Consider the following 24,245-nt stretch of genomic DNA (forward strand, 5'->3'; position numbering starts at 1 on the left):
TTACCAAACCATTGAGCAAGGCGCTGAGGCCATCACTAACCAGTTTGCTGAGCTACAAAGTGCAGGTAAACGCTACGCTGTGGTTGATGCCTTTAATAGTGCACATTTAGCAACCCTAGGCAAAGCGGCTAAGTCGCTAAAGTTAATTACTGGCGGCTCTGGATTGGCAGCGGGCATTGCTAAAAACTGGCAGCAGCAACTACAAGATCAAGGCGAAGCCAAAAAAGCGGGCTACCCAACCAAAGCAGCCACCGTCATATTATCGGGTTCGTGCTCGTTAATGACCAATAAACAAGTTGCAGCTTATAAAACTAAAGCTCCTCACTTCGCGCTCGATATCGACCATTGCTTAAACTTAGATAATTATAGCAACCAAGTATTTGACTGGGTGATTAACAACTTGAATACCCCATTCGCCCCCTTAATTTATGCCACTGCGGATGTTAATGCATTACAAGCAACGCATAAAAAGTATGGTGCTGATATTTCCAGCCAAGCAGTTGAAAACCTCTTTAGTCAATTAACCATTAAACTTAAAGAATATGGTGTGCGTAATTTCATTGTTGCCGGTGGCGAAACATCTGGCGTTGTTACCCAAAGTTTGCAGCTTGATGGCTTTCATATCGGCCCTCAAATTAGCCCAGGTGTGCCATGGGTAAAGGGCATTAATAGCGATATTTCCTTGGCATTAAAATCTGGAAATTTTGGCGCTGAACCTTTCTTTACCCAAGCTCAGGAGTATTTTAAATGAATGAAGCACAATTAAGGCTGCAAGTAGTAGAGCTTGCGCGTTCAATGTTTGAACGTGGGTATGCCACAGGTGGTGCCGGTAATCTTTCGGTAAAGTTATCTAATGGCCATTTTTTAACAACCCCGACAGGATCTTCATTTGGTCGTTTGGTCGCCGAAGAGCTCTCTGTAGTTGATAAAGACGGAAAACACCTTACAGGTAAGCCCCCCTCTAAAGAGGTGTCTTTTCACTTAGCTATTTACGATAAAGACCCTAACTGCAATGCAATTGTACACCTACATTCAACGTACTTAACCGCGTTATCTTGCCTTGAAAACTTAGATCCTAACAATGCAATAAAGGCATTTACACCTTATTACGTAATGCGCGTTGGTGAGTTACCTGTGGTGCCTTATTACCGCCCGGGCGATCCGCAAATAGCTAAAGATTTAGCCCAGTTAGCAGGGAAATATCGGGCATTTTTACTTTCTAATCATGGCCCTATCATTACTGGTAGTGATTTTTTAGATGCCGTAGATAACGCAGAAGAATTAGAAGAAACCGCTAAGCTAGCATTTTTATTACAAGGTAAAGCAACACGTTACCTAACCGACTCAGAAGTAACTGATTTAAAAGGGAGAGGAAAATAATGGCTCAATTTGCAGCAAATCTAACTATGCTTTTTAGTGAAGTCGCATTCCTTGAACGCTTTGAACGCGCACACAAAGCAGGCTTTAAAGCCGTTGAATACCTTTTCCCGTATGCTTTTGAAGCACAAGTATTAGCAGATAAATTACAGCAATTTGGATTAGAGCAAGCTTTATTTAATATGCCAGCGGGCGATTGGGATGCTGGTGAGCGCGGCTTTGCAGCCATCCCCGGGCGTGAACAAGAGTTTAAGCAAAGTGTTGCAATAGCGCTCGACTACGCCGCCGCATTAAACTGTAAAAAAGTACATGCTATGGCTGGTATTGTAAACGCTCAATTTAGCCGTGAGCAGCATGTTGACACATTTATTAAAAACATTCGCTATGCCGCTGATACGTTTGCAAAACATGATATTGAACTGATGATAGAGCCATTAAATAACCGAGATGTACCTCATTATTTTATTGCTCACCAACGAGAAGCTGCTGAGTTAATTAAATTAATTGACCGTCCAAATGTGAAGCTGCAACTAGATATTTATCATGCTGCAATAATGGATGGTGATCTGACCCACCTAATTAATGATCTCGCCTCGGTGACAGGGCATATTCAAATTGCCTCTGTACCAGCACGCCATGAGCCCTCTGAAGGGGAAATTAATTACCCACATATATTTAATGTACTAGACGAATCTGGTTATAAAGGCTGGATCGGCTGCGAATACAACCCTAAAAACAACACTGAAGATGGCCTTGAGTGGCTAAAGCCCCACTTATAAGCACTATTTATCAATAATAAATAACACAGTTAATAAACATACAAAGGTATTTACATGAATATTATTATCACCGGTGGTGCTGGTTTTTTAGGCTCAGAGCTACTAAATAACTTGCTACAACAGTTTCCTCAAATTGAAACAATTAAAGTAGTAGACCGTATTAAATTAGACAGCAATTTAATTACCAATAATAAAGTTCACTCTATCGTTGCTGATATTACCGTTAAAGAAGATATAGAAAAAATCATCGATGAACAAACTACTCACGTGTTCCATTTAGCTGCAATTGTTTCAAGCCATGCAGAGGAAGATTTTGAGTTAGGCATGCTGGTTAATTTAAAAGCCACACAAATTTTACTCGAGTGCTGTCGCCAAGCTAACCCTAATATTCGTCTTGTTTTTTCAAGCTCACTTGCTGTGTTTGGTGGGGAGCTTCCAGAACAAATTGATTACATGACGGCTATGCAACCTAGTTCTTCGTACGGTACACAAAAAGCGATTTGTGAGTTACTCGTCAACGATTACGCCAGAAAAGGCTTTGTTGATGCAGTTACGGTTCGTCTGCCTACTATTTGTATTCGCCCAGGCGTACCTAATAAAGCGGCCTCTTCTTTTGTCAGTGGCATGATACGCGAACCACTTAAACAGCAAGCGTCAAACTGCCCTGTTGATGTTGAGTTACCTTTATGGGTATCTAGTCCTAACAGCGTGATTAAAAATATTATTCATGCAAGTCAGCTCGACACAAAACTGTTAAAAGGCTTTCGCACTGTAAATTTACCTGGATTAAAAACATCACCAAAAGAAATGATCGAATGCTTAGTTAAAATAAAAGGCGAGCCCGTTTTAGAGCTCATTAGTTACGAAAAAGATGAAAATGTAGAACGTATTGTTTCTAGTTGGCCACAGTCAATGAATAACGAAAAAGAACTAGCAATAGGATTTGTTAAAGATAAAGACTTTAACTCTATTTTAAATGCTTACTTAGACACCCAAAAATAAAGTAAACCTATTACTTAATAACAAAGAGGTCTCGCGTATGTTACCAATATCTGTAATCGGCTTAATAATAGCCGTATTTGTGTTAATATTTTTAGTATTAAGAACCAGAGTACACGTTTTCATTGCTATGCTTGCAGCTGCCTGTTTGGCTGGTTTAATTGGCGGTTTAAGTGTAAACGAAACTATGGCAGCCATAAGTGATGGCTTTGGTGGCACTTTAGGTGGCATCGGTATTGTTATCGGTTTAGGTGTAATGATGGGGGCTATTTTAGAAGCCTCTGGCGCTGGTGAATCAATAGCCTACAACTTTATTAAGTGGCTAGGTAAGAAAAAAGAAGAAACCGCACTGGCCGTAACTGGTTATATTGTAAGTATTCCTGTGTTTGTTGATAGTGCACTTATTATTCTTTACCCTATAGCTAAATCGTTAGCAAGAACGTCAAATCGCTCTATTTTAACCTTAACAGTATCGCTGGCGGGTGGTTTAGTTGTTGCCCACCACTGTATCCCACCAACACCTGGCCCTTTAGGTGTAGCGAGTATATTTGGTGTCGATTTAGCTTCAATGTTAGGTTTTGGACTTTTGATTGCCGCTCCTTGCGTATACGGTATTATTCTATACTCACGCTGGCTAGAAAAGCACTTCCCGGAGTTCATTGCTATCCCAACGATAAGCCACACAGGCGATGCTGCTAAGCAAGTTCATAATGACTACATGGCAACAAAAGAAGCTAAAAACCTCCCTTCACTAACCAAGTCAATTATGCCTATTGTAGTGCCAATTGTATTAATTTTAGTGAAATCGCTTATGGGCCTTGCTGAAAAGCAGTTTGGTATGGACGGGCTATCGGCCAGTACTTTTGGTGCTGTTTTTAACTTTCTTGGCCATCCTATCATCGCACTTTCAATAAGTACTTTATTAGCTGTCTATACATTAACGCCTCATTTGGATAAAGAAACAACAACAACTAAACTAGAAGAAGGCATTACGACTTGCGGTATTATTTTACTTGTAACCGGTGCCGGTGGCGCATTGGGCGCAGTATTACGCGCATCAGGTGCAGGTGCTGAAATTGCCAACCAAATTATTGAGTTATCAATATCACCAATAATGATCCCATTTATTATTGCTACGTTGGTGCGAATTATTCAAGGCAGTGGTACCGTTTCAATGATTACTGCAGCGTCAATATCTGCGCCAGTACTGCTCGAAATGGATGGAGTAAATATGTTATTCGCAGCATCAGCAGCAACTATGGGTAGTTTATTTGCGGGCTACTTTAACGATAGCTTATTTCACATTGTTAACCGCTTAATGGGCGTCACTGAAGTTAAAAAGCAACTTGTTATTTGGACAGTGCCAACGACTATTGCTTGGGCTATAGGTGGATCACTTATCATGATTTTGAATCTGTTCTTTGGTAGCCATGGTAGTATTTATGACCCGCTATTCCCTTTATTAGTTTTAGCTGGCTGTTTGCTCTTTGTTAAAAGTCAAAGTAAGCAGCATTTACAAGTAGCTTAATTTCTACTGTTTTTTGCAAAATTAACAAGGCCTCTTTATCAAGAGGCCTAGTTAATTAGATAACCTTATTACCACGCCATTCCAAGTGACAGTTTACGTCCATTGTTACTTCTAGAGCCATAAAAAGTAAGATTGATACCAGCTCTAATAATTCATCCCTGAAGCAGTACCCATCACTCATCCATGAACCCACTTCGAGTCACTGCGAAACTGCGTTTCGGTTCACTCTCACCCAGCGGCCGGACCTTAACTTATAACAGCGGCACTCCCGCGTGCCGCTCGAGTCCGGCGGGTTGTGTCCGATTGCACTTTTCGTAGGCATAAAAAAACCCCGACCAATTTGATCGGGGCTATAAAAAGTGGTACCAGCGGCCGGACCTTAACTTATAACAGCGGCACTCCCGCGTGCCGCTCGAGTCCGGCGGGTTGTGTCCGTTTACACTTTTCTGTAGGCATAAAAAAACCCCGACCAATTTGATCGGGGCTATAAAAAGTGGTACCAGCGGCCGGACTCGAACCGGCACGCCTTTCGGCAGGGGATTTTGAATCCCCCATGTATACCAATTTCATCACGCTGGCATAATTTTTCTTTAACCTTCTAAATACCAGAAGATAAAGAAAAACCACTTTAGAGCTTAGGTTTATAAAACTGCCTTTGTCTCTATGCTAAGCATTATACAATCAATAAAGGTAGCGGCAAGCGTTTTATGACATAAGTACAATCAACCGCTTAACAATTAAGCAACCATTAACATTTAACTCTGCGCAGCGCTTTTATGCCTTACTGAAGAGGTAGTATTTACCAGCCTATTTGCTAAACTAGCGCGCATATTAATAGTGAGAGTATATTTATGTTGAATGAATTTCCACGAGCTGGCTTTTGGCGTCGTTTGGCGTCGTTAATTTATGATGCCTTGGTCGTAATTTCTTTATCTATGCTTACTGCCATACTCTACTTTGCAGTCATTCAGCTACTAACGTCTTTAGATATGATAGTTAAAACTGACGATCCTGCTGCTTTAATACAAGACTCCACGTTACTCTCTGGTATTAGAAGTGCGTTGTTTGTTGGAGTAAACGTATTCTTTTTTGCTTATTTTTGGACTAAAAGCGGGCAAACCATTGGCATGCGCGCATGGCGCTTAAAAGTACAAACTCTAGATGGGCAACTTATTAGCTGGCCGCAAGCAATAATTCGCAGTGTTAGTGCATTACTTGGTTTAGGTAATTTAGTGGTATTGGTTGATTTTAAAAATAAAAAAGCTTTGCAAGATTACCTTTCTAAAACCGAAGTTATTGCACTCACCAAAGAAGAAAACAAGCGTATTTACCGTGAGCTTGATTAATTAAAAGTAATACACTGTAATTTATAAGCACAAAAAAGCGTGGCACTTTTATAAAGTAGCCACGCTTTTTTGTTTCAAGGTATTTTTGTAACTACCTTTTTATAACTAGTTTTATGCGCGTTTATTCATTAAGTAAGCAGCAAAGCCGGTGAATATAATGCTAGGCACTACAGCGCCAATAAACGCAGGTATTTGATACACCATAACCACAGGACCAAATATTTCGTTAGTTAGGTGAAACACTATACCCGTAACTACGCCCATTATTATACGTGCGCCCATAGTGACGGTACGCAACGGGCCAAATATAAACGACAGTGCAACTAGCAACATTACGGCTATAGATATTGGCTGCATAAGTTTGCGCCACAGCGCGAGTTCATAGGTGCTGGTATCTTGATCGTTTTGCTTTAAATAGTCTAAGTAAGACCATAACCCAGTAAACGACAGCGACTCAGGTTTAACCGATACCACACCCAGCTTTTCAGCAGTAAGTTGTGATGGGTAAAACTCCTCAGGCACTTGCTCTGTGGTAATAAGCTCATCACTTATTTTTACTTTATTGACGCCGCGCAGTAACCAGCCGTTTTCGCGACTTAGCGCATCTTTTGCCTTCGTTATTTGTGTAAGCGATAGCGACTGATCAAAGTGGTACATATGTACACCATTTAATTTACCATTTTGATCTACATCTTCTATATTTATAAAGTTATTGCCGTCTTTTGCCCATACGCCTTTTTGCGCATTAAAAACATCGCCACCATGAATTGCCTGGTTACGCATTTCTTTAGCTTGTAATTGCGCCTCGGGTACTCCCCACTCGCCTAATGCCATCATACATAGCGCCATAAATACGGCGGTTTTCATTACCGAGCTTATAATTTGTAAGCGCGACATACCTGCAGCGTGCATTACCACCAGCTCGCTGTTTGAGGCAAGCGCTCCTAACCCAGTTAAGCCACCAATGAGCGCGGCCATCGGAAAAAACACCACTAAATCGCCCGGTATTGTGTAAAGCGTGTAGAGCATCGCGGTCATTAAATCGTAACTACCACGGCCAACTGACTTTAACTGGTCGATAAATTTAATTAAGGTGCTAATGCCTACCAGTACCAATAATGCAAAGCCGGTGGTTTGTAAAATGCTGCGACCTAAATACCAATCAAGGGTTTTCATCATGCGCCCAACTCCCGCTTAGTAATTACCGCTTTAAGCCAAGCGCCAAGTGGTCGCCCTTTAATTATTAATAGTCCGCCAATAAATAAGGCACTTAAGTGAATCCACCAAAGGCCAATAGAGGGAGGTATTTTGCCATCTTCAACAGCAAATTTAGCAGCGTTAAGTAAAATAAAATAACCTAAGTACAAACTAATTGCCGGCACTAACTTAGCAAATTTACCTTGGCGTGGATTAACCACACTTAACGGTACTGCTAATAGTGTCAGCAGTGGAATAGAAAGCGGTATAGCAATACGCCATTGCCACTGCGCGGTTGCCTCTGGAGTGTTAAGTGCCAACAATTGATTAGTAGGAATTGCTTCTAACTTACGGCGTTGGTGCTCTATTTCTTGCTCACGTATTTGTACACTATAACCGTCAAACTCGGTTAAATTGAGCGCCGGCGTTAAGCCATCAGTTTCATAGCGTTTGCCGTCGCTAAGAACGAGTTGTTGTTCGCCATTTTGCGCTTCAATTACAACTCCTTGCTCTGCATAAACTAGGCGTGCAAGGTTGTCTTTTTCGCTATCGGGGAGTTGTGCTACAAATACTTTATTAAGCTCTTTTCCACCGTTTTCAATGTTATGAATAAACACCACGGCTTTTTCGTTACCGGTTTGCTGAAAGCGACCTGCCCTTAATGCAGATAATCCCGCATCGGCTTTAGCTTGCTCTTTTAATTGGTACTCTTGCTCGCTTGCCCAAGGGGCAACATGCATAGTGAGCGCGGCGGCTAAAATAGCCAACCCCACACTTGATATAAGCGTCACTCTAACCACATACCATTCACTTACACCACAGGCTTTAAGCACGGTCATTTCGCTATCGGCATAGATACGGCTGTAGGCCAAAATTATGCCTAAAAATATACTCAATGGTAAAATTAACGAGGCTAACTGTGGCAATTTAAGTGCGATCATCGATAGCACTAATTTAGCAGGAATACTACCCTCAGAGGCATCGCCTAAAATACTAACTAACTTTTGCGACAAAAAAATGGTCATCAAAGTTAAAAATACGGCGACCTGCGATTTTAAAACCTCAGCAGTCAAATAACGAAAAATAAGCAATAGTCGCCCCTGTTAAACATGGTGTGTCACTGCAATAGTGAAAGTTTATAGTTAGTCATGATTTTACTCAGCGTTGCCGAGTATAGATCTAATATTATAAGCCATGAAAATTAATTATCCTACCTAACAACACGATATAATGTTGCATTAGTGACCCTTAAGCAGATAAAGTTCAATTACACAGTAAGAGTCGGGCAAAATCAGCTAAGATTAGAGCTACACCTAAATAATTTAGGTATATAAGACTAAAAATATTTTTAGTTTCTGCTTAGCTTCTAAAGATGACTCAAAATCAGGAGTGACAATGGAATTTAACGTAAAAAGTGGTAGCCCAGAAAAACAACGTAGCGCATGTATTGTAGTTGGTGTATACGAGCCTCGTCGGTTATCCCCCATTGGTGAACAACTCGATAAAATCAGTGATGGTTATATCTCAAATTTACTTCGCCGAGGTGACCTAGAAGGAAAGCCGGGCCAAGTTTTATTATTGCATCATGTACCAAACATCTTAAGCGAGCGCATATTGCTTGTAGGGTGTGGTAAAGAGCGCGAGCTTGACGATAAGCAATATAAACAAATTATTTCTAAAACAATTAATACCTTAAACGACACCGGCTCTATGGAAGCGGTATGCTTTTTAACAGAGCAACACGTTAAAGGTCGCGATACCTACTGGAAAGTGCGCCAAGCAGTAGAAACCACCCAAGATTGTTTATACACCTTTAATCAACTAAAAAGTAAAACAGTAGACCCACGTCGTCCACTGCGTAAAATGGTGTTTAATGTTCCAACGCGTCGCGAGCTAACTATAGGCGAAAGCGCTATTGAGCATGGTTTAGCTATTGCTGCCGGTAGTAAGCTGTGTAAAGACGTAGCAAATATGCCACCTAATATTTGTAACCCTGCGTATTTAGGCGAGCAAGCACAACAGCTAGCAACTAATTTTGACAACATTACTGTTGATCTAATCGGCGAAGAGCAAATGGCTGAGCTAGGTATGAACTCTTACTTAGCTGTTGGTCGCGGCAGTGTGAACGAATCGGTTATGTCGGTAATTAACTACAAAGGCGGCGCAGATGATCAAGCTCCTATCGTATTAGTTGGTAAAGGCTTAACCTTCGATTCGGGCGGTATTTCATTAAAACCTGGCGAAGGCATGGACGAAATGAAATACGACATGGGCGGTGCTGCAGGTGTTATTGGTGCAATGCGTGCACTGGCACAAATGCAGTTACCTATTAACGTGATTGGTATTTTAGCCGGCTGCGAAAATATGCCGGGGCCAAATGCATATCGCCCAGGTGACATTTTAACCACTATGTCGGGACAAACCGTTGAAGTATTAAATACTGATGCCGAAGGGCGCTTAGTATTATGTGATGCACTAACCTATGTAGAGCGTTTTGAGCCAGAAACCGTTATTGATGTAGCTACATTAACAGGTGCTTGTATTGTAGCACTAGGCGCACATGCAACCGGTTTACTCTCTAACCATAATCCGCTTGCGCATGAGTTGTTAAAAGCATCGGAGCAAAGTGGCGACCGTGCATGGCAACTACCGCTATGGGACGACTATCAAGATCAACTAGAGAGCCCATTTGCCGACTTTACTAACTTAGGGGGCCGTGCAGCTGGTACTATTACCGCAGCGTGTTTTTTATCTAAGTTTACTAAAAAGTACAACTGGGCACATTTAGATATTGCAGGCACGGCATGGCGCAGTGGCGCTAAAAAAGGCGCAACAGGCCGCCCTGTTCCTATGCTTACTCAATATTTATTAAACAGAGCCGGCGTAAACGAAGCCGCTCAAGATTAAGCATACCGCTTAGCTACTTATTAAGGCGCCGTTTGGCGCCTTATTTATTTGGGTATTAATTGAAGCAAAACCCGTTATATGGCAAAATCAGCCTCTTAATTTATGTGTATTAACTAGCTACACATTCAATGTCATGGGAAACCCCGATACAATGAACATGAACGCCCAATTTTTCGTTCTAAAGCAACAAGATGAGTCGCTAGCTAAGCCTGATGATCATTTTGCTTTGGCGGCTCAAATTGCCGCTGATCAGTATCGGCTTGGCCAACGTGTATTTATTTGTGTAGATAACGAAAATACCGCCTTTGCCATTGATGAAACACTTTGGGCATTTGATCCCGACAGTTTTGTACCTCATAACCTACAAGGTGAAGGCCCAAAAGGCGGCGCACCGGTAGAAATTGGTACTACGCCCCCTGTTGGCAATCGTAAAGTTTTAATTAACTTGGCTAATAACTTACCGGATTTTATTCGCCGCTTTAACCAAGTTTTTGATTTTGTACCCGTAGAAGCCGTTGCTAAACAAGCAGCTCGCGAGCGTTTTAAAAAGCTACGCCAACTCGGTGCCAACATCACCACGCAAGATATTAATAACTAAAAACACTTTTAGTAAAATAGCTAACCAACTAATTTAAGTACTTATTTAAGGTTCTGTGTAATGGATAAAACCTACAATCCGCAAGATATTGAACAGTCTCTATACCAAGGCTGGGAAGAAAAAGGCTACTTTAAACCATCTGGCCAAGGCGTCCCGTATTCAATTATGATCCCGCCGCCAAATGTCACTGGTAGCTTACACATGGGCCACGCTTTCCAAGACACCATAATGGATACCTTAACGCGCTTTAAACGTATGCAAGGTAACAACACATTATGGCAAGTAGGCACTGACCACGCAGGTATTGCAACGCAAATGTTGGTTGAGCGTAAGCTGCATGCTGAGGAAGGCAAAACACGCCACGATTTAGGTCGCGAAGATTTTATTAATAAAATCTGGGAATGGAAAAAAGAATCCGGTGGCACAATCACTAAACAACTTCGTCGCCTTGGCGCATCGGTTGATTGGGATCGTGAACGCTTTACCATGGACGATGGCCTATCTGAAGCCGTTAAAGAAGTGTTTGTACGCCTGCATAAAGAAAACCTAATTTACCGTGGCAAACGCCTAGTAAACTGGGATCCTAAATTACACACTGCTATTTCTGATCTTGAAGTTGAAAACAAAGACAAGCAAGGCCACATGTGGAACTTACGTTACCCACTAGCCGACGGTGTTAAAACTCAAGATGGTAAAGACTACATAGTAGTAGCAACAACCCGCCCAGAAACTATGTTGGGCGACTCGGGCGTTGCAGTAAACCCTGATGACGAACGCTACATAGATTTAATCGGTAAAGAGATTTTATTACCCATTGTTAATCGCCGTATTAAAATTGTAGCCGATGAACATGCCGATAAAGATAAAGGCACGGGCTGTGTAAAAATAACCCCAGCGCACGACTTTAACGATAACGAAGTAGGCAAGCGTCACAAAATGCCGATGATCAACATTTTCGATAAAGACGCCGCTATTCTTACTCAAGGCGAAACCTACAGCTTTGATGGCAAAGAACTTGAGTTTGATGCACCAATTCCTGAGCGCCTACACGGGCTTGACCGTTTTGCTGCGCGTAAAGCGATTGTAGCTGAATTTGAAGAACTAGGCTTACTTGAAAAAATTGAAGATCATGGTTTAACCGTTCCTTACGGCGACCGCTCGGGTGTGGTAATTGAGCCACTGCTTACCGACCAATGGTATGTACGTGTTGCACCTCTTGCAGAGCCGGCTAAAGAAGCGGTTAAAAACGGCGACATTCAATTTGTACCTAAACAATACGAAAACATGTACTTTTCGTGGATGAACGACGTACAAGATTGGTGTATTTCACGCCAGCTTTGGTGGGGCCACCGCATTCCTGCTTGGTACGACAGCGAAGGCAACGTATTTGTTGGTCGCGATGAAGCTGAAGTACGCCGCGAAAATAACATTGCAGACAGCGTAACACTAAGCCAAGACGAAGACGTACTTGATACCTGGTTCTCATCAGCGCTTTGGACGTTCTCAACTCAAGGTTGGCCTGCAAACACTGATGATTTAAAAACCTTCCACCCGTCTGACGTGCTGGTAACTGGTTTTGATATTATTTTCTTCTGGGTTGCGCGTATGATCATGATGACGCTGCACTTTATAAAAGACGAAAATGGTAAACCACAAGTGCCGTTTAAAACCGTGTATGTAACTGGTTTAATACGTGACGACAACGGCGATAAAATGTCTAAGTCAAAAGGTAACGTACTTGACCCACTAGACATGATTGACGGCATTGAACTTGAAGAGTTAGTACAAAAGCGTACTGGTAACATGATGCAGCCAAAATTAGCGGCTAAAATCGAAAAAGATACCCGCAAAGTATTTGCAGGCGGTATTGAAGCACACGGCACCGATGCCCTTCGCTTTACGCTTGCAGCAATGGCCTCTACCGGTCGCGATATTAACTGGGACATGAACCGCCTTGAAGGCTACCGTAACTTCTGTAACAAACTATGGAACGCGAGTCGTTACGTATTAATGAACACAGAAGAGCAAGACTGTGGTTTTGCAACCAATGCACAAAAAGAGTTGTCGTTAGCCGATCGCTGGATTTTAGGTCAATTTGAGTCAACTGTTAAAAGTTATACTGAGCATTTAGATAATTACCGCTTTGACTTAGCTGCTAACACCCTGTACGAGTTTACTTGGCACCAATTTTGCGATTGGTACTTAGAACTAACTAAACCGGTATTATTTAAAGGCAGTGAAGCACAGCAACGCGGTACACGTAATACACTAATTACCGTACTTGAAAGCTTGTTGCGTTTAATGCACCCAATGATGCCATACATCACCGAAACTATTTGGCAACGTGTAGCACCACTTGCAGGCCTTGAAACAGAGAACACCAGTATTATGGTACAAGCATTCCCTGTTTATAATGCAGCTAGCGTTGATGCCAAAGCAATGGACGATTTAGAGTGGGTTAAACAATTCATTTTAGCAATTCGTAACATTCGTGGTGAAATGGACATTAGCCCAAGCAAGCCGCTTAGCGTATTACTTGCAAATGCTTCGAGCGACGACGTGCGCCGCATTGAGGAGAACAACTCATTTTTAGCATCACTTGCAAAAATTGAAGAGTTCACCATGCTCGAAAATAAAGATGATGCGCCTGCGTGTGCAGCGTCTTATGTTGGTAATCTTGAAATTATGATCCCAATGGCGGGTTTAATTGACGTAGAAGCCGAGCTTTCACGTATTAATAAACAACTCGAAAAAGCCGAAAAAGGCCTAGCACAAGTGCAAAATAAACTCGCTAACGAAAAGTTTGTTAACAACGCACCAGAAGCTGTACTTGCTAAAGAAAATGCCAAACTAGCTGAGTTTAGCGATGCTAAAACTAAGCTACTTGAGCAAAAAGCAAAAATAGAAAGCTTATAATTTAGTTTCCGGGCATTAGCCCGGAACATTTATATAGGCATTAAAAAGCCGCGCTATGTAATTACATAGCGCGGCTTTTTTTGACTCTAGGCTCTAGGCTCTAGGCTCTAGGCTCTAGGCTCTAGGCAAGCATTAAAACTTATAGTTGTACTGAGCACCAACTAGCAATGCATGACCTTTTGATTCAAAAGACCATTCTTGCTGTGAATTATCTTTTTCAGTGAAGTTTTGTGTTTTACCACGTAGTACACTCACACCTAAATCAAAGTCTGAATGTTGATCAATTGCGTAGTTACCACCAAACGAGAACCAAAAGCGGTCTGTATCTGGGATAGAAATCGACATATGGTTTTTATCCGCTGGTGACTCATCAAACGCAACACCGGCACGTAATAATAGGTTTTCACTGTACTGGTAATCAGAACCTATTGCGTAGCGCATAGAATCTGAGAAATTTTCTTCTTTCTCAAATCCTGTAAACTCACCTGCTGGTCCGTTTACTTTTGCTTCTAACTTGTCAAAGCTGCTCCAACCTGTCCACATTACACTGTAGTGTAAACCAAGCTTTTCATCTAACTGATGAGAACCAGAAAATTCAGCAATAGCTGGTAGTGTAATTTCAACAGAACCTGGCATTTCAGGTAATAATTTAGCTGCGCTTGAGAAAGTCCCCTCAAAAGTAATATCGGTTTCGCTGCGGTAGTTAAAACCAAAGCGGCTGTTTTCATCAAGTTGATACATTAAGCCTAAATTTAAACCTAAACCAGTATCGTCACCTTCTAAGTGAACCGCATCAGTTGAAGCTGGAATATTAGGGTTCGCACCCACTTTTCGAATTATCGTTGCATCTGCATAAATATAGTTTAAGCCAATACCAAAACTAAATTGCTCTGTTACTTTATAAGCAACGCTGGCATTGAAGTTAACTGTTACAATTTCTGTTTCACCAGCTATTTGGCCTGCAGCATAGTCACCATTAAATTCTGTGGCTAAGCCAAAGTTAGAAAATGCACCAAAGCCAACTGACACTTTATCGTTAACTGGCATGGTAAAGTAACCCGCAGGTACAATTGCATTAGGAGCGATGCTGTCATTATTTAGCACGCTTGGATCTAAACCGTTATTTGTATCAGTGCCTTTTAAGCTTACATCAGGAAGTACAGCAATACCCGCCACTGATATTTGTTTTTCTTTAAATAGTGACATTAATGCTGGGTTACGAGCTACTACAGACGCATCGTCTGCGATTGAAGCTTCACCTGCATAGGCACGACCGAGTCCTGAGGCATTTTGCTCAGATAACTGAAATGCTGCAGCAAAACTATCTGCTGAAACAAGTACCAGCGACGCTGCGATTAGAGTTTTAGTAAATTTCATTGTTGTTTCCTTAACCAAACTTATTGTTTGGGTAGCTATGTGTGTTGTTATTAGGATTTCAAACCTGATCACACTACATTAATTTTTTATAAAAAACTCTACAAACACGTCAAAAAACAGTAAAAAACACGTTTTTTAACGACCATTTAACAACTTATTAAAACTCATCGGACTAGAAGTGTGCTATTAGAGCACAAGCTCTAATTGTAATTGATTCTCATTTGAATTGACTTGAAATGCGCTGCAATCTACACTCTCTATAAAACGATGATGAGAGAAAACGGTGAGCATTTTACTTATTTTGACTGGGCTTATTTTTTGTGGCGCAAGTGTATTTTGTTTTTATAAAGCAAACTATTGTGCGTGTACTCGTGCTGGGCAATGTGACAATCCAGTTAATCACTTTTGGTTGGCGGCTATTACTTGTGCATTAATCTCGCTAACATTTTGCTGTTTAGCGCTGCATGTAGAGCTTGGTACTTTATTGTGGTTAATATTAATGGCAAGTTGCTTTTTAGGTGCGTTTATTTCGGCTAAACAAAGCCAAAAACGCAAATGTACTAACGCTATAAAAGTAAGTGCTCTTTTAATAAACGAGACAAGTTAATCTGATAATCAAGGGGCTTAACACTGGCAATAATTTTAAGCTCTTGGCTCAGGTCGCTCAAATCAATATCTTTTGGCGTAACATGGTGGCCATGCTTCGCATTATAAAATAGTTTAACTTTAGGTTTAATGGGATTAAGGTTATTGCCCTCAAGTACCAGTGCTAAACGTTCATTGGTCAGCTTTACAATAGTACCTACCGGATGCACACCCAAACATTTAATAAAGTGTTGTACTAATTCAGCGTCAAACAGTTGTTTGTTAGCGAGCAAATAACGCAGTGCGTTTATTGGCTCGTCACCGACTTGGTGAGGCCTATCTGCTGTTATCGCGTCATACACATCTACAATAGCCATTATACGTGCAGGGCGACTTAATTTCTCTGCATTAAGGCCTCGCGGATAACCCGAACCATCTAATCGCTCATGATGATTCACTATCATATCAAGCATTAACGGTGTGATCCCTTTTTCGCCTTTAACTAAACCTAAACTTTGTACAACATGTTTTTTTATTGCTGCAAACTCATTATTAGTGACTTTAGTCTGCTTTGATAATATACCCTGCGGCACTTTTGCCTGACCTAAGTCATGCAGCAATGCCCCCATTGCAAGCTGCTGCACAGTAGACTCTTCATAGCCTAAGTATTTAGCAAATACTGCTGCAAAAATGGCGCAGTTGATCATATGACGCCAATTATAGCTGTGTTTGTCTTTAAGGCGGGTAAGAATGGTCATTGCATTGGGGTTTCTAAATACCGATGCCACTATTTCACCGGCAATTTCATCCAACACATTTACATTAAGCGCAAGCCCTGCTGTTAAGTCACCGTATAAAGCCTGTATTTTACGATTATGCTGCTCATAGCTTACGCTCGCTTTTGCAAACTCTTGCTCTACCGATATAGCGAGAGCAGCTTTAGCTGGCTTTTCTTGGCTGCTAGCTACTTTAGCTTTATTTTTCGGTTTGTATTTGGCGGGTATCTCAACATCACTTTTAGTAAAATCAATGAGTAGCTCTAGCACCCCTTCTGTTACTAAACGCTTAATTATTGACTTATCTCGCACTAGTCCACTGGTTTTGATTTTTATACTACTAATGTTTTCATGCTGCTTGGTAACATTGTCAACAAACATGCCAGGGACAAGCTCAGATATAGGTAAAGTGATAAGCATAAGTGCGGGAGGTTCTACAATTATAAGGCGTGTCTCTTAAATAGCACTTTTCAACCTTAAATGTCTACTTTTAAAGTTTTTACTAGTAATAAATAGCTACAAACTAAACGAGTGAAATCGTTTTAATTTTATCTAGCCGTATTTTTATTATTTTGTTTGTTGGCTCTTGCAGCACCAAAAACTCGCCTTCGCCTTTAATATTTTCTAAGGTTTTAGCAACACCCACTAAGGTTTGGGTATCTAATGTGATAGCCACTTTATTTGCACGCATGCAATAAAGCTCAAGCTGATCGTAGTCGCCACATTTAATTGGTAGATAAGTCATGTTGAATATTTTTTAAAGGATAATACTAAAAGTTAGCAAGTGTATTAGAGGAATGCAAATGGCGCTCTCGGTAGGGATCGAACCTACAACTCAGCCTCCGGAGGGCCACGTGATATCCATTTCACCACGAGAGCACATTTGTTGCCGCCACATCAACTCGCGATATCAATGCTTTGGCATGCGTAATGATAAAGACATCTAAAGGTAAATGCTAGCGCCATTCGTTCATATGCTTATTATTTAAACGCTTTTAAATAAAAGACTTAGTGGTAGCTGGTAAATCAGCTATTTGTTGCTAAAAACCAGGTGGGCTACTAGCTTAAATTAGCCACTTAAGAGATAAGTTAATGTTGCAGCGCTATTAATGCGTCTAATTGCGCGCACAGAGGCATCACTTTTTCATTTATTGAGCGATCGCTATACCAGCAAACACACAGTACTAAAAACACTACTTGATAATACTCTAGCTTATTAATAGAGCAGTAAAAGCGTTGCGAAAGCGGTAACTGCTGTTGATAGGTTTTAAGTAACTGTTGCTTACCCTCCCTGTCTAGTTCAAAACTTACAGCTATTGCGGCTAAATCAAAGTAAACGTCGTTGGTTTTGGCGTACTCAAAATCGATTAAAAACATGCCTTGCGGGTTCTCTATGATGTTTTCTTTTACTAAGTCATTATGACAAAAGCCTTCATCACGTGGTAGCTTTTCTATTTCTGCTACCGCCACACCTACAGTTTGGCTATATTGTTGATATAACGCTGTATGTTGATAAAAATCCAGCTCTTGCTTTATATTCATCGCCTCGCTAACCACATTATGACAATGTAAACTAACCAACTTTTTAATTAGCTCAGGGGTATAATTGCTTTGGGCTGTGTCGCCTTCTATGTATTCAAAAATAGCGAGCCTGTTAGCTTTGTCTAACCAAAGTGGTTTAGGGCACAATTGCAGCTGTGCAAATCGAGCTTGTGCAGCTAAGCCTAATGTAGGCCAGTGATCGCGGTAACTTTTTAATAAATAAGCATACTGTTGATTATTTAGCGCAGCGCGCACTAAAAAGTTGTCATTGCTTAAACCACTATGTAATCGCTCACTACTAAGTAGTGTTAATTGTGCATTAAACCCGTTGATAATATCGCTAATTGACTGCATGAATGTCTTATAACTGCGCTATAGGTTTAGCTTGTTTTTGCTCGTACTCTTCGTACCAAGTTTTAAACCCCCACGCAGCCACTATGGTGTAAAAAATAAAGAGCGCGAGCGTTGGGTAGTAGCCTTTTTCGTAATATAAATACATAGACGCGGCATCTATTACAATCCAATACAGCCAATTTTCGAGTACTTTTTTTGCCACTAAATAAGTAGTAACTACCGCAAAACAGGTTGTAAAGCTATCAAGGTAAGCAAAGTCTGCATGGGTGTAATTTTTCATAAAGTAACCAATGGCAAGAGCAACTATGCTGGTCACTATTATCAATATTATATGACGATTCATTGACCATGAGGTAATACTTAAACTATCGTTGTTAGTTTTGCCTTTACGCCATACTAGCCAACCAAACACCGCCATATACATATAATAAAAATGCAGTAACGACTCCATTAATAACGCGCCATTCCAATACATAATAGTATAAATAAGGGTGCTAAAAAATGCGGCTGGCCAACACCATAAACTCTCTTTTATTGCTAATAATAAATAAGCCATAGACAGCCCCACTGCAATATACTCCCAATGCGACATTGCTGTAAAACCGCTTAAGGTTTGTGTTAAAAAATCCATATTGTGTGGTTCCGTGTTACTACTAATATGCATATTAGCCGTTATTGTGGAGACAAATCGCCAGATAGAAATTTACAGACAAAAATAGCTTTACCAAACTCTTCATACGAGCGTTTAATTTCGGTACTTAACACTTGCATTACTAAATCGTAATCACCAAAAATTTGCGTTGATAAGGTATTAGTAATTACTTTTAAATTATCGTACTCGTTTAAGCGATCTATAAAGCCTTTTATAAACGGGATATAGTCTTGATGAAGTGGGTATTTGCTGATCTCTACTGTTAATTTCATTTTTATCTCTTTATTATTTCATTTTAAAAAATCATTCAATGGTGATTCAATACAGTGTAAAATCACCCTAATTCGCAATCGAAATGAGCTTAATATGGCACGCAGAATAACCTATACATTTAAAAACCAACCGCGCGAAATTAATTTCGCTAAAGATAAATACCACGACATGTATCAGGCAATTGCCGCCGCTGAGGGTATCGATCTTACTAATTATTTATCTATGGTACAGCAAATCGAAATGACTTCGAAAGGCTCAGCGTCGGTGCGTAATTTTCGCGACCAAGAGTTTGCCCGTATGGGCTTTAGCGATATTTACTTTATAAAAGAGTAATAGTACCAACAGTTTAACGCTGATACTGATAGCTTACCCTTGGTGTAATATTACACAATAACTCGTAAGGTATAGTATCGGCGCACTGGGCTATTTCTTCTACTGGTAGCTCAGGCCCCCACATAGTTACCTCGTCACCTACTTTAATATTATGTGTATTATTGCCTATATCTAAGGTGATCATATCCATAGCTACGCTACCTACAATACCATAACGCTGCTTATTTATTATTACCGGAGTGCCCGCCCTCGCATGGCGCGGATAACCATCACCATACCCCATAGCAACAACCGCTAACTGGGTCGGCTTATCACTTTGCCAACGCCCGCTGTAACCCACCGCTTCATGGGCAGCTACATTACGCACTGCAATTACTTTTGTGGTTAAGCGCATAACCGGCTCTAATTGATACGTTTTACCTGTGGTATTTGCCATAGGCGATACACCATAAAGCATTAACCCTGGGCGTACCCAATCACCGTGGCCACTTGGCCAAGCTAAAATACCGGCAGAATTTGATAAACAATGTGCCTGCTCAACGTTTTCTGCCAAGCGATTAAACAATGCTATTTGTTGCATTGTTTTACTGCTATCAACATCATCCGCGCACGAAAAATGGGTCATTAAATTAACCGTATTATTCGCATTGGCTGTTTTTTGTAAGCGATTATAAAACTCATCAAATTGATCTGGTGCAATACCTAATCGATGCATGCCGGTATTTATTTTTAACCAGCAGTTTATAGGAGCCTCAAGCTGCGCATTTTCCAGTGCCGCTAATTGGTTTTCGTCATGAATAATGGTTTGAAAATTATTAGCTAATAAAATGGGTAAATCGGCTTCATCAAAAAAGCCTTCTAACAATACAATTGGCTTAGTTAAACCGCCAGCACGCAGTGCCAGCGCTTCATCTATACGTGCCACAGCAAATGCATCGGCATCGTTTAAGTGCTGCGCTATGGTTACTAAGCCATGCCCGTAGGCATTGGCTTTTAGCACTGCCATTACTTTGCTATTAGGCGCAAAGCTCTTAACTTGCGCAAGATTATGCGCAAGTGCTGTTAAGTTAATTTCGGCTATAGCTAGGCGCATTAATAATCGTCATCTACTGCTGGCCCCGCATAATTATCAAAGCGAGAAAATTGACCTTGGAAGGTTAAACGTACTTTACCAATAGGACCGTTACGTTGCTTACCTATGATTATTTCGGCAATACCTTTATCGGTACTGTCTTCGTTGTACACTTCATCACGATAAATAAACATGATTAAATCGGCATCTTGCTCAATAGAGCCCGACTCACGTAAATCTGAGTTAATTGGACGTTTATCGGCACGTTGCTCAAGCGTACGGTTAAGCTGCGAAAGCGCAACAACCGGACATTTTAGCTCTTTTGCTAATGCTTTAAGTGAACGTGAAATTTCGGCAATTTCAAGCGTTCGGTTATCAGCAAGGCTAGGTACTCGCATTAATTGCAAGTAATCGACCATAATCATACTAATACCACCATGATCGCGGGCAATACGTCGTGCACGAGAGCGTACATCAGTAGGTGTTAAGCCCGAGGCATCATCAACGTACATTTTTCCTTTTTCCATCAACAAACCCATGGTTGATGAAAGTCGTGCCCAATCGTCATCATCTAACTGACCAGTACGCACTTTAGTTTGGTTAATACGCCCAAGAGACGCCAACATCCTCATCATAATTTGTTCTGAGGGCATCTCTAGTGAGTAAATTAATACCGGCTTGTCTTGGGTCATTGCAGCATGTTCTGCAAGGTTCATCGCAAAAGTGGTTTTACCCATAGATGGACGTGCCGCAACTATAATTAAGTCAGATGGTTGCAAACCTGTGGTCATTTTATCAAGGTCGGCATAGCCGGTACTCACACCTGTTACACCGTCTTGCGGTGATTGATAAAGCTCTTCTATTTTATCAACTGTTTTTTCAAGTATGCTATGAATGCTTTGCGGGCCTTCATTGTTTTTTGTACGTTGCTCAGCAATTTTAAATACTTTACTCTCAGCAAAGTCGAGCAAATCGTGGCTGGTGCGCCCTTCGGTATTAAAACCTGCTTCGGCAATTTCATTTGCTACACCAATCATTTCACGTACCACAGCACGTTCGCGCACAATACTTGCGTAAGCGTCAATATTAGCAGCACTTGGGGTGTTTTTGGCTATTTCAGCTAAATAAGCAAAACCACCAATTCCTGCTAATTTATTATTTTTTTCTAGGCTCTCTGAAATAGTAATTAAATCGATCGGATCGCCAATTTCAGCAAGCGTTGTCATCGCTTCAAAAATAAGCTTATGCGTGCGGGTATAAAAATCCTGTGATACAACAAGCTCTGCTACGCGGTCAAATGCTTGGTTATCAAGCATTAAGCCACCTAAAACAGATTGTTCTGCTTCTATTGAATGGGGAGGAACTTTAAGGGTATCGACTTGCTTATCTCGTTTGGCCATGACTTCACAGTACTAAAATACAATGGTGCCTATTCTATCTACTTGCAGGGGCTGTGCAAATAGAAAAGCAGGAAATCTTTTCCTGCTTTTTGTAATCATAGCCAGTAGCGAATGTTATTTAGTATGAAGTTCGAGTCGCCCGCTAATTGTATTCATTTCAACGTTAGCATTACCGCCATTAATACTAAATTTTAAACTACTGGCTGGGCCATATTTAGCTTTACTGACTTTATCGCTAGTCACTTTATTAATTATTTTGCCATTCGCATGCGCTTCAATTTCAAACTTAGCCGATACGTCTGCCGCAAAGTAAAATTCACCATCGCCACTTACCGATTCAAAACGAACATCTGCGCCCTTTAACAGCTCTTTAATATGCACTTCGGCCTCACCATTAACGGTATTAATTCGTAAGTTTTTAATGCTCGACAAAGTAAAGTCTATATCACCATTTACGTTTTCAAGGCGAACATCGCTTGCCGTTGAGTTTGATTTAACATCGCCATTTACGGCGCTAAAGCGCAACTTCCCGCTTGAGTTTTTATCGTTAATTTCGCCATTTACGGTTTCAAATGCAATATTACCACTTAAGTTCTGCGCCTTTACATCGCCATTAACACTGGTAAGTTTAATATTACCCGCTAAATTACTTGCGCTTATCTCACCATTAACCACATCTATTTCTGCACTGTTTTGTAGCTCTTTTGCACTGACAGATACATTCACACCAGCAAACTCAAGCGCACTACTTCTGGGCATAAATATAGTTAACTTTGAACCATCACCACTGTTACCCCAATCCGTATTACGTGGCATGTTTACAATAAACTGGGTTTTATCACCACTGGTTTTAAGCTCATAGCCATCGGCTTTGTCATCAAGTTCGCCCGACACTTTAAATTCGCTTTTATCCCAGCCCGTTATGTTTATATCACCACGTTGGTTTTCAATATAAATAGTGCCGCCATTGGCTACCTCTATTTGCTTATCTATTTTTTCACCCGCTAATACCGCCAGTGGAAATAAGCTCAACCCTAGTAAAATCGCTTTCATGTTATGCTCCTAAATATGCTGCCAACGAGGTGCGTGCACCTTATTAATCAAATCAAGTTGTTGTTGATATATTTGCGCTAACATAGTTAATAGCGCTTGGTTTTGTGGTTCGTTTTCAAGAACCTGCTTTATGGCTAACTCTGCTTCTTCGAGTTCTTGCAATTGCACTTGCCAATTGCTGGTAAGTGCGTCTTGATTTTTATACGCAACTAACAAACTGTTTTTTTGCGCTAAAAAGTAATCACTTATCGCCACGGCAGGCTTTGGCTCAGGCGTTATAAAAACGATGTTTACTGCAATTAAAACCGCAACACTGCATGCAGCTACTGCCGTTAACTTTGGCCAAATAGTAGTGTGTTTTTGTGTAGAGCGTTCAGCATTAATAATCGCTCGCTCAATCCCTGGCCATAAATTTTTGCGTGGCGTTATGTCTTTATCAAGTGTATTGAGTGACTCGTTTAAGTAGTCATCAAAATTTTCTTTACTCATTTTCATACCACTCTTGTAATAACAGCCTAGCACGATGATATTGCGACTTACTTGAGCCAACAGCCATACCTAGTTGCTCGGCTATTTCCTCGTGTCTGTAGCCTTCAATGGCAAACAGCACAAATACCATACGTGCTCGCTCTGGAAGCCTTACTATTAATTTATCTAGGCCATTTAAACCTTTACAGTCGTTAACTGATTGCTCATCCATACCGCTGTGCTCAATACTCACCACTTTTTGCAGCCAATTTTTTTGTTTGCGTAAGTAATTAATAGCAACATTACTCGCTACGCTGTAAAGCCAAGTAGAGAACTGCGAGCGCCCATCAAACTGCGCTACTTTGTGCCACACCTGTACAAACACTTCTTGGGCCGCATCCTCTGCATGCGACTGATCAGCTAATAAACGTAAACATATCCCGTATACTCGTTTTATGTGTAGTTCATAAAGTAGTGTGTATGCAGCTTGATCCCCCGACTTAACACGCTTAATGAGTGCTGCTTCGCACAATTGCGACTGTTCGGGTTTAACGTGTAACATCCGTAATGTCGCCTTTAAATTATAATTACTGGGTTAGCATTTAAGTGTATTGATAAGTTAGACGTAATGACAGTTTGAAAAGGTTTAAATGAAATGAAAAAATAATTGCAAAAAGGAAAGATTATTTAGAAGAGGTTTTATTAAGCGTGTT

The 24,245-nt window shown here is 40.9% G+C and carries 24 protein-coding genes and 2 tRNA genes; 11 read left to right on the top strand and 15 right to left on the bottom strand.

The genetic code is table 11. The features are described 5' to 3' along the window. The 5 genes from I6E78_RS00005 to I6E78_RS00025 form a co-directional block, all read left to right on the top strand. On the top strand, window positions 1–751 hold a 751-nt coding region (locus I6E78_RS00005; RefSeq protein WP_197181759.1), incomplete at its 5' end, for a four-carbon acid sugar kinase family protein. Then, a complete protein-coding gene (gene otnC / locus I6E78_RS00010) occupies window positions 748–1,380 on the top strand; it encodes a 3-oxo-tetronate 4-phosphate decarboxylase (protein ID WP_182684573.1) in 633 nt (210 codons plus the stop codon). The genes I6E78_RS00005 and otnC, both read left to right, overlap by 4 nt. Next, window positions 1,380–2,156 (top strand): 2-oxo-tetronate isomerase, encoded by a 777-nt coding sequence (gene otnI / locus I6E78_RS00015; protein WP_197181760.1) that lies wholly within the window; start codon window positions 1,380–1,382, stop codon window positions 2,154–2,156. The genes otnC and otnI overlap by 1 nt, the downstream gene beginning before the upstream one ends. A gap of 54 nt (window positions 2,157–2,210) precedes the next feature. Continuing rightward, the gene (denD, locus tag I6E78_RS00020) at window positions 2,211–3,158 is read left to right on the top strand and encodes a D-erythronate dehydrogenase (protein ID WP_182684575.1); all 948 of its coding nucleotides are present in this window, start codon (window positions 2,211–2,213) and stop codon (window positions 3,156–3,158) included. A gap of 37 nt (window positions 3,159–3,195) precedes the next feature. Beyond that, entirely contained in the window at window positions 3,196–4,683 is a 1,488-nt protein-coding gene (locus I6E78_RS00025) for a GntP family permease (protein WP_197181761.1), read from the top strand. A 494-nt stretch (window positions 4,684–5,177) separates the two neighbouring features. Here I6E78_RS00025 and I6E78_RS00030 read toward each other — a convergent pair. Next, window positions 5,178–5,262 (bottom strand) — tRNA-Leu (locus tag I6E78_RS00030). A 272-nt stretch (window positions 5,263–5,534) separates the two neighbouring features. On the opposite strand from I6E78_RS00030, the gene I6E78_RS00035 reads away from it, so the two are divergent. After that, window positions 5,535–6,029, top strand: a complete 495-nt coding sequence (locus I6E78_RS00035; RefSeq protein WP_011329070.1) for an RDD family protein — start codon at window positions 5,535–5,537, stop codon at window positions 6,027–6,029. Window positions 6,030–6,140: 111 nt separating this feature from the next. Here the strand turns inward: I6E78_RS00035 and lptG are convergent, their stop codons facing one another. Both lptG and lptF read right to left on the bottom strand, forming a co-directional pair. Beyond that, window positions 6,141–7,208, bottom strand: coding sequence for an LPS export ABC transporter permease LptG (gene lptG, locus I6E78_RS00040; RefSeq protein ID WP_011329071.1), 1,068 nt, complete (start codon window positions 7,206–7,208; stop codon window positions 6,141–6,143). Beyond that, on the bottom strand, window positions 7,205–8,317 hold the full coding sequence (gene lptF / locus I6E78_RS00045; RefSeq protein WP_011329072.1) for an LPS export ABC transporter permease LptF: 1,113 nt from the start codon (window positions 8,315–8,317) through the stop codon (window positions 7,205–7,207). The genes lptG and lptF overlap by 4 nt, the downstream gene beginning before the upstream one ends. 304 nt (window positions 8,318–8,621) lie before the next feature. Here lptF and pepA point away from each other — a divergent pair, with 304 nt between their 5' ends. The 3 genes from pepA to I6E78_RS00060 all read left to right on the top strand — a co-directional run bounded on the left by pepA (window position 8,622) and on the right by I6E78_RS00060 (window position 13,647). Next, window positions 8,622–10,133, top strand: coding sequence for a leucyl aminopeptidase (pepA, locus tag I6E78_RS00050; protein WP_011329073.1), 1,512 nt, complete (start codon window positions 8,622–8,624; stop codon window positions 10,131–10,133). Between the two features lie 151 nt (window positions 10,134–10,284). Continuing rightward, window positions 10,285–10,731: a DNA polymerase III subunit chi gene (locus I6E78_RS00055; protein WP_058374054.1), complete on the top strand. Its 447-nt coding sequence runs from the start codon at window positions 10,285–10,287 to the stop codon at window positions 10,729–10,731. Between the two features lie 60 nt (window positions 10,732–10,791). Next, entirely contained in the window at window positions 10,792–13,647 is a 2,856-nt protein-coding gene (locus I6E78_RS00060; RefSeq protein WP_197181762.1) for a valine--tRNA ligase, read from the top strand. A 132-nt stretch (window positions 13,648–13,779) separates the two neighbouring features. Here I6E78_RS00060 and I6E78_RS00065 read toward each other — a convergent pair whose 3' ends face one another. Beyond that, window positions 13,780–15,024 carry an outer membrane protein transport protein gene (locus tag I6E78_RS00065; protein ID WP_011329076.1) on the bottom strand — a complete coding sequence of 415 codons (1,245 nt, stop codon included), beginning with the start codon at window positions 15,022–15,024 and terminating at the stop codon, window positions 13,780–13,782. Window positions 15,025–15,307: 283 nt separating this feature from the next. Between I6E78_RS00065 and I6E78_RS00070 the strand changes: the two genes are divergently transcribed. Beyond that, window positions 15,308–15,631, top strand: a complete 324-nt coding sequence (locus tag I6E78_RS00070; protein WP_041454548.1) for a hypothetical protein — start codon at window positions 15,308–15,310, stop codon at window positions 15,629–15,631. Here the strand turns inward: I6E78_RS00070 and I6E78_RS00075 are convergent. The 6 genes from I6E78_RS00075 to I6E78_RS00100 form a co-directional block, all read right to left on the bottom strand. After that, a complete protein-coding gene (locus tag I6E78_RS00075) occupies window positions 15,591–16,805 on the bottom strand; it encodes an HD-GYP domain-containing protein (RefSeq protein WP_197181763.1) in 1,215 nt (404 codons plus the stop codon). The two genes, I6E78_RS00070 and I6E78_RS00075, sit on opposite strands and share 41 nt — an antisense overlap. Before the next feature lie 103 nt (window positions 16,806–16,908). After that, window positions 16,909–17,130 carry a Rho-binding antiterminator gene (locus I6E78_RS00080; protein ID WP_197181764.1) on the bottom strand — a complete coding sequence of 74 codons (222 nt, stop codon included), beginning with the start codon at window positions 17,128–17,130 and terminating at the stop codon, window positions 16,909–16,911. Between the two features lie 59 nt (window positions 17,131–17,189). Further along, window positions 17,190–17,264, bottom strand: a tRNA-Arg gene (locus I6E78_RS00085). Between the two features lie 210 nt (window positions 17,265–17,474). After that, window positions 17,475–18,281: a phosphotransferase gene (locus I6E78_RS00090; RefSeq protein WP_197181765.1), complete on the bottom strand. Its 807-nt coding sequence runs from the start codon at window positions 18,279–18,281 to the stop codon at window positions 17,475–17,477. A 7-nt stretch (window positions 18,282–18,288) separates the two neighbouring features. Then, window positions 18,289–18,912, bottom strand: a complete 624-nt coding sequence (gene pnuC / locus I6E78_RS00095; RefSeq protein WP_041454551.1) for a nicotinamide riboside transporter PnuC — start codon at window positions 18,910–18,912, stop codon at window positions 18,289–18,291. A 41-nt stretch (window positions 18,913–18,953) separates the two neighbouring features. Then, the gene (locus tag I6E78_RS00100) at window positions 18,954–19,205 is read right to left on the bottom strand and encodes a hypothetical protein (RefSeq protein WP_011329082.1); all 252 of its coding nucleotides are present in this window, start codon (window positions 19,203–19,205) and stop codon (window positions 18,954–18,956) included. Window positions 19,206–19,299: 94 nt separating this feature from the next. Here I6E78_RS00100 and I6E78_RS00105 point away from each other — a divergent pair, with 94 nt between their 5' ends. Continuing rightward, window positions 19,300–19,539 (top strand): DUF2960 domain-containing protein, encoded by a 240-nt coding sequence (locus tag I6E78_RS00105; RefSeq protein WP_011329083.1) that lies wholly within the window; start codon window positions 19,300–19,302, stop codon window positions 19,537–19,539. Between the two features lie 13 nt (window positions 19,540–19,552). Here the strand turns inward: I6E78_RS00105 and alr are convergent, their stop codons facing one another. The 5 genes from alr to I6E78_RS00130 all read right to left on the bottom strand — a co-directional run bounded on the left by alr (window position 19,553) and on the right by I6E78_RS00130 (window position 24,094). Continuing rightward, window positions 19,553–20,632 (bottom strand): alanine racemase, encoded by a 1,080-nt coding sequence (alr, locus tag I6E78_RS00110; protein WP_086997797.1) that lies wholly within the window; start codon window positions 20,630–20,632, stop codon window positions 19,553–19,555. Continuing rightward, window positions 20,632–22,011 carry a replicative DNA helicase gene (gene dnaB / locus I6E78_RS00115; protein WP_041454554.1) on the bottom strand — a complete coding sequence of 460 codons (1,380 nt, stop codon included), beginning with the start codon at window positions 22,009–22,011 and terminating at the stop codon, window positions 20,632–20,634. The genes alr and dnaB overlap by 1 nt, the downstream gene beginning before the upstream one ends. Window positions 22,012–22,125: 114 nt before the next feature. Continuing rightward, a complete protein-coding gene (locus I6E78_RS00120; protein WP_197107635.1) occupies window positions 22,126–23,064 on the bottom strand; it encodes a DUF4097 family beta strand repeat-containing protein in 939 nt (312 codons plus the stop codon). Between the two features lie 9 nt (window positions 23,065–23,073). Then, the gene (locus I6E78_RS00125; protein WP_089368705.1) at window positions 23,074–23,559 is read right to left on the bottom strand and encodes a hypothetical protein; all 486 of its coding nucleotides are present in this window, start codon (window positions 23,557–23,559) and stop codon (window positions 23,074–23,076) included. Next, window positions 23,546–24,094 (bottom strand): RNA polymerase sigma factor, encoded by a 549-nt coding sequence (locus I6E78_RS00130; RefSeq protein ID WP_197181766.1) that lies wholly within the window; start codon window positions 24,092–24,094, stop codon window positions 23,546–23,548. The genes I6E78_RS00125 and I6E78_RS00130 overlap by 14 nt, the downstream gene beginning before the upstream one ends. Between the last annotated feature and the right edge of the window lie 151 nt (window positions 24,095–24,245).

It is taken from the genome of Pseudoalteromonas sp. NZS127, assembly GCF_015864805.1.
Classification (GTDB): domain Bacteria; phylum Pseudomonadota; class Gammaproteobacteria; order Enterobacterales; family Alteromonadaceae; genus Pseudoalteromonas; species Pseudoalteromonas nigrifaciens.

Bases quoted from the DNA above. Each gene is read 5' to 3' on its own strand.
- I6E78_RS00060 (WP_197181762.1), top strand. From the start codon at position 10,792: ATGGATAAAACCTACAATCCGCAAGATATTGAACAGTCTCTATACCAA.
- dnaB (WP_041454554.1), bottom strand. From the start codon at position 22,011: ATGGCCAAACGAGATAAGCAAGTCGATACCCTTAAAGTTCCTCCCCAT.
- I6E78_RS00080 (WP_197181764.1), bottom strand. From the start codon at position 17,130: ATGACTTATCTACCAATTAAATGTGGCGACTACGATCAGCTTGAGCTT.
- I6E78_RS00075 (WP_197181763.1), bottom strand. From the start codon at position 16,805: ATGCTTATCACTTTACCTATATCTGAGCTTGTCCCTGGCATGTTTGTT.
- alr (WP_086997797.1), bottom strand. From the start codon at position 20,632: ATGCGCCTAGCTATAGCCGAAATTAACTTAACAGCACTTGCGCATAAT.
- I6E78_RS00035 (WP_011329070.1), top strand. From the start codon at position 5,535: ATGTTGAATGAATTTCCACGAGCTGGCTTTTGGCGTCGTTTGGCGTCG.
- I6E78_RS00125 (WP_089368705.1), bottom strand. From the start codon at position 23,559: ATGAAAATGAGTAAAGAAAATTTTGATGACTACTTAAACGAGTCACTC.
- I6E78_RS00090 (WP_197181765.1), bottom strand. From the start codon at position 18,281: ATGCAGTCAATTAGCGATATTATCAACGGGTTTAATGCACAATTAACA.
- otnC (WP_182684573.1), top strand. From the start codon at position 748: ATGAATGAAGCACAATTAAGGCTGCAAGTAGTAGAGCTTGCGCGTTCA.
- pnuC (WP_041454551.1), bottom strand. From the start codon at position 18,912: ATGGATTTTTTAACACAAACCTTAAGCGGTTTTACAGCAATGTCGCAT.
- I6E78_RS00130 (WP_197181766.1), bottom strand. From the start codon at position 24,094: ATGTTACACGTTAAACCCGAACAGTCGCAATTGTGCGAAGCAGCACTC.
- denD (WP_182684575.1), top strand. From the start codon at position 2,211: ATGAATATTATTATCACCGGTGGTGCTGGTTTTTTAGGCTCAGAGCTA.
- I6E78_RS00120 (WP_197107635.1), bottom strand. From the start codon at position 23,064: ATGAAAGCGATTTTACTAGGGTTGAGCTTATTTCCACTGGCGGTATTA.
- otnI (WP_197181760.1), top strand. From the start codon at position 1,380: ATGGCTCAATTTGCAGCAAATCTAACTATGCTTTTTAGTGAAGTCGCA.
- lptG (WP_011329071.1), bottom strand. From the start codon at position 7,208: ATGATGAAAACCCTTGATTGGTATTTAGGTCGCAGCATTTTACAAACC.
- I6E78_RS00100 (WP_011329082.1), bottom strand. From the start codon at position 19,205: ATGAAATTAACAGTAGAGATCAGCAAATACCCACTTCATCAAGACTAT.
- I6E78_RS00025 (WP_197181761.1), top strand. From the start codon at position 3,196: ATGTTACCAATATCTGTAATCGGCTTAATAATAGCCGTATTTGTGTTA.
- pepA (WP_011329073.1), top strand. From the start codon at position 8,622: ATGGAATTTAACGTAAAAAGTGGTAGCCCAGAAAAACAACGTAGCGCA.
- I6E78_RS00055 (WP_058374054.1), top strand. From the start codon at position 10,285: ATGAACATGAACGCCCAATTTTTCGTTCTAAAGCAACAAGATGAGTCG.
- I6E78_RS00065 (WP_011329076.1), bottom strand. From the start codon at position 15,024: ATGAAATTTACTAAAACTCTAATCGCAGCGTCGCTGGTACTTGTTTCA.
- I6E78_RS00105 (WP_011329083.1), top strand. From the start codon at position 19,300: ATGGCACGCAGAATAACCTATACATTTAAAAACCAACCGCGCGAAATT.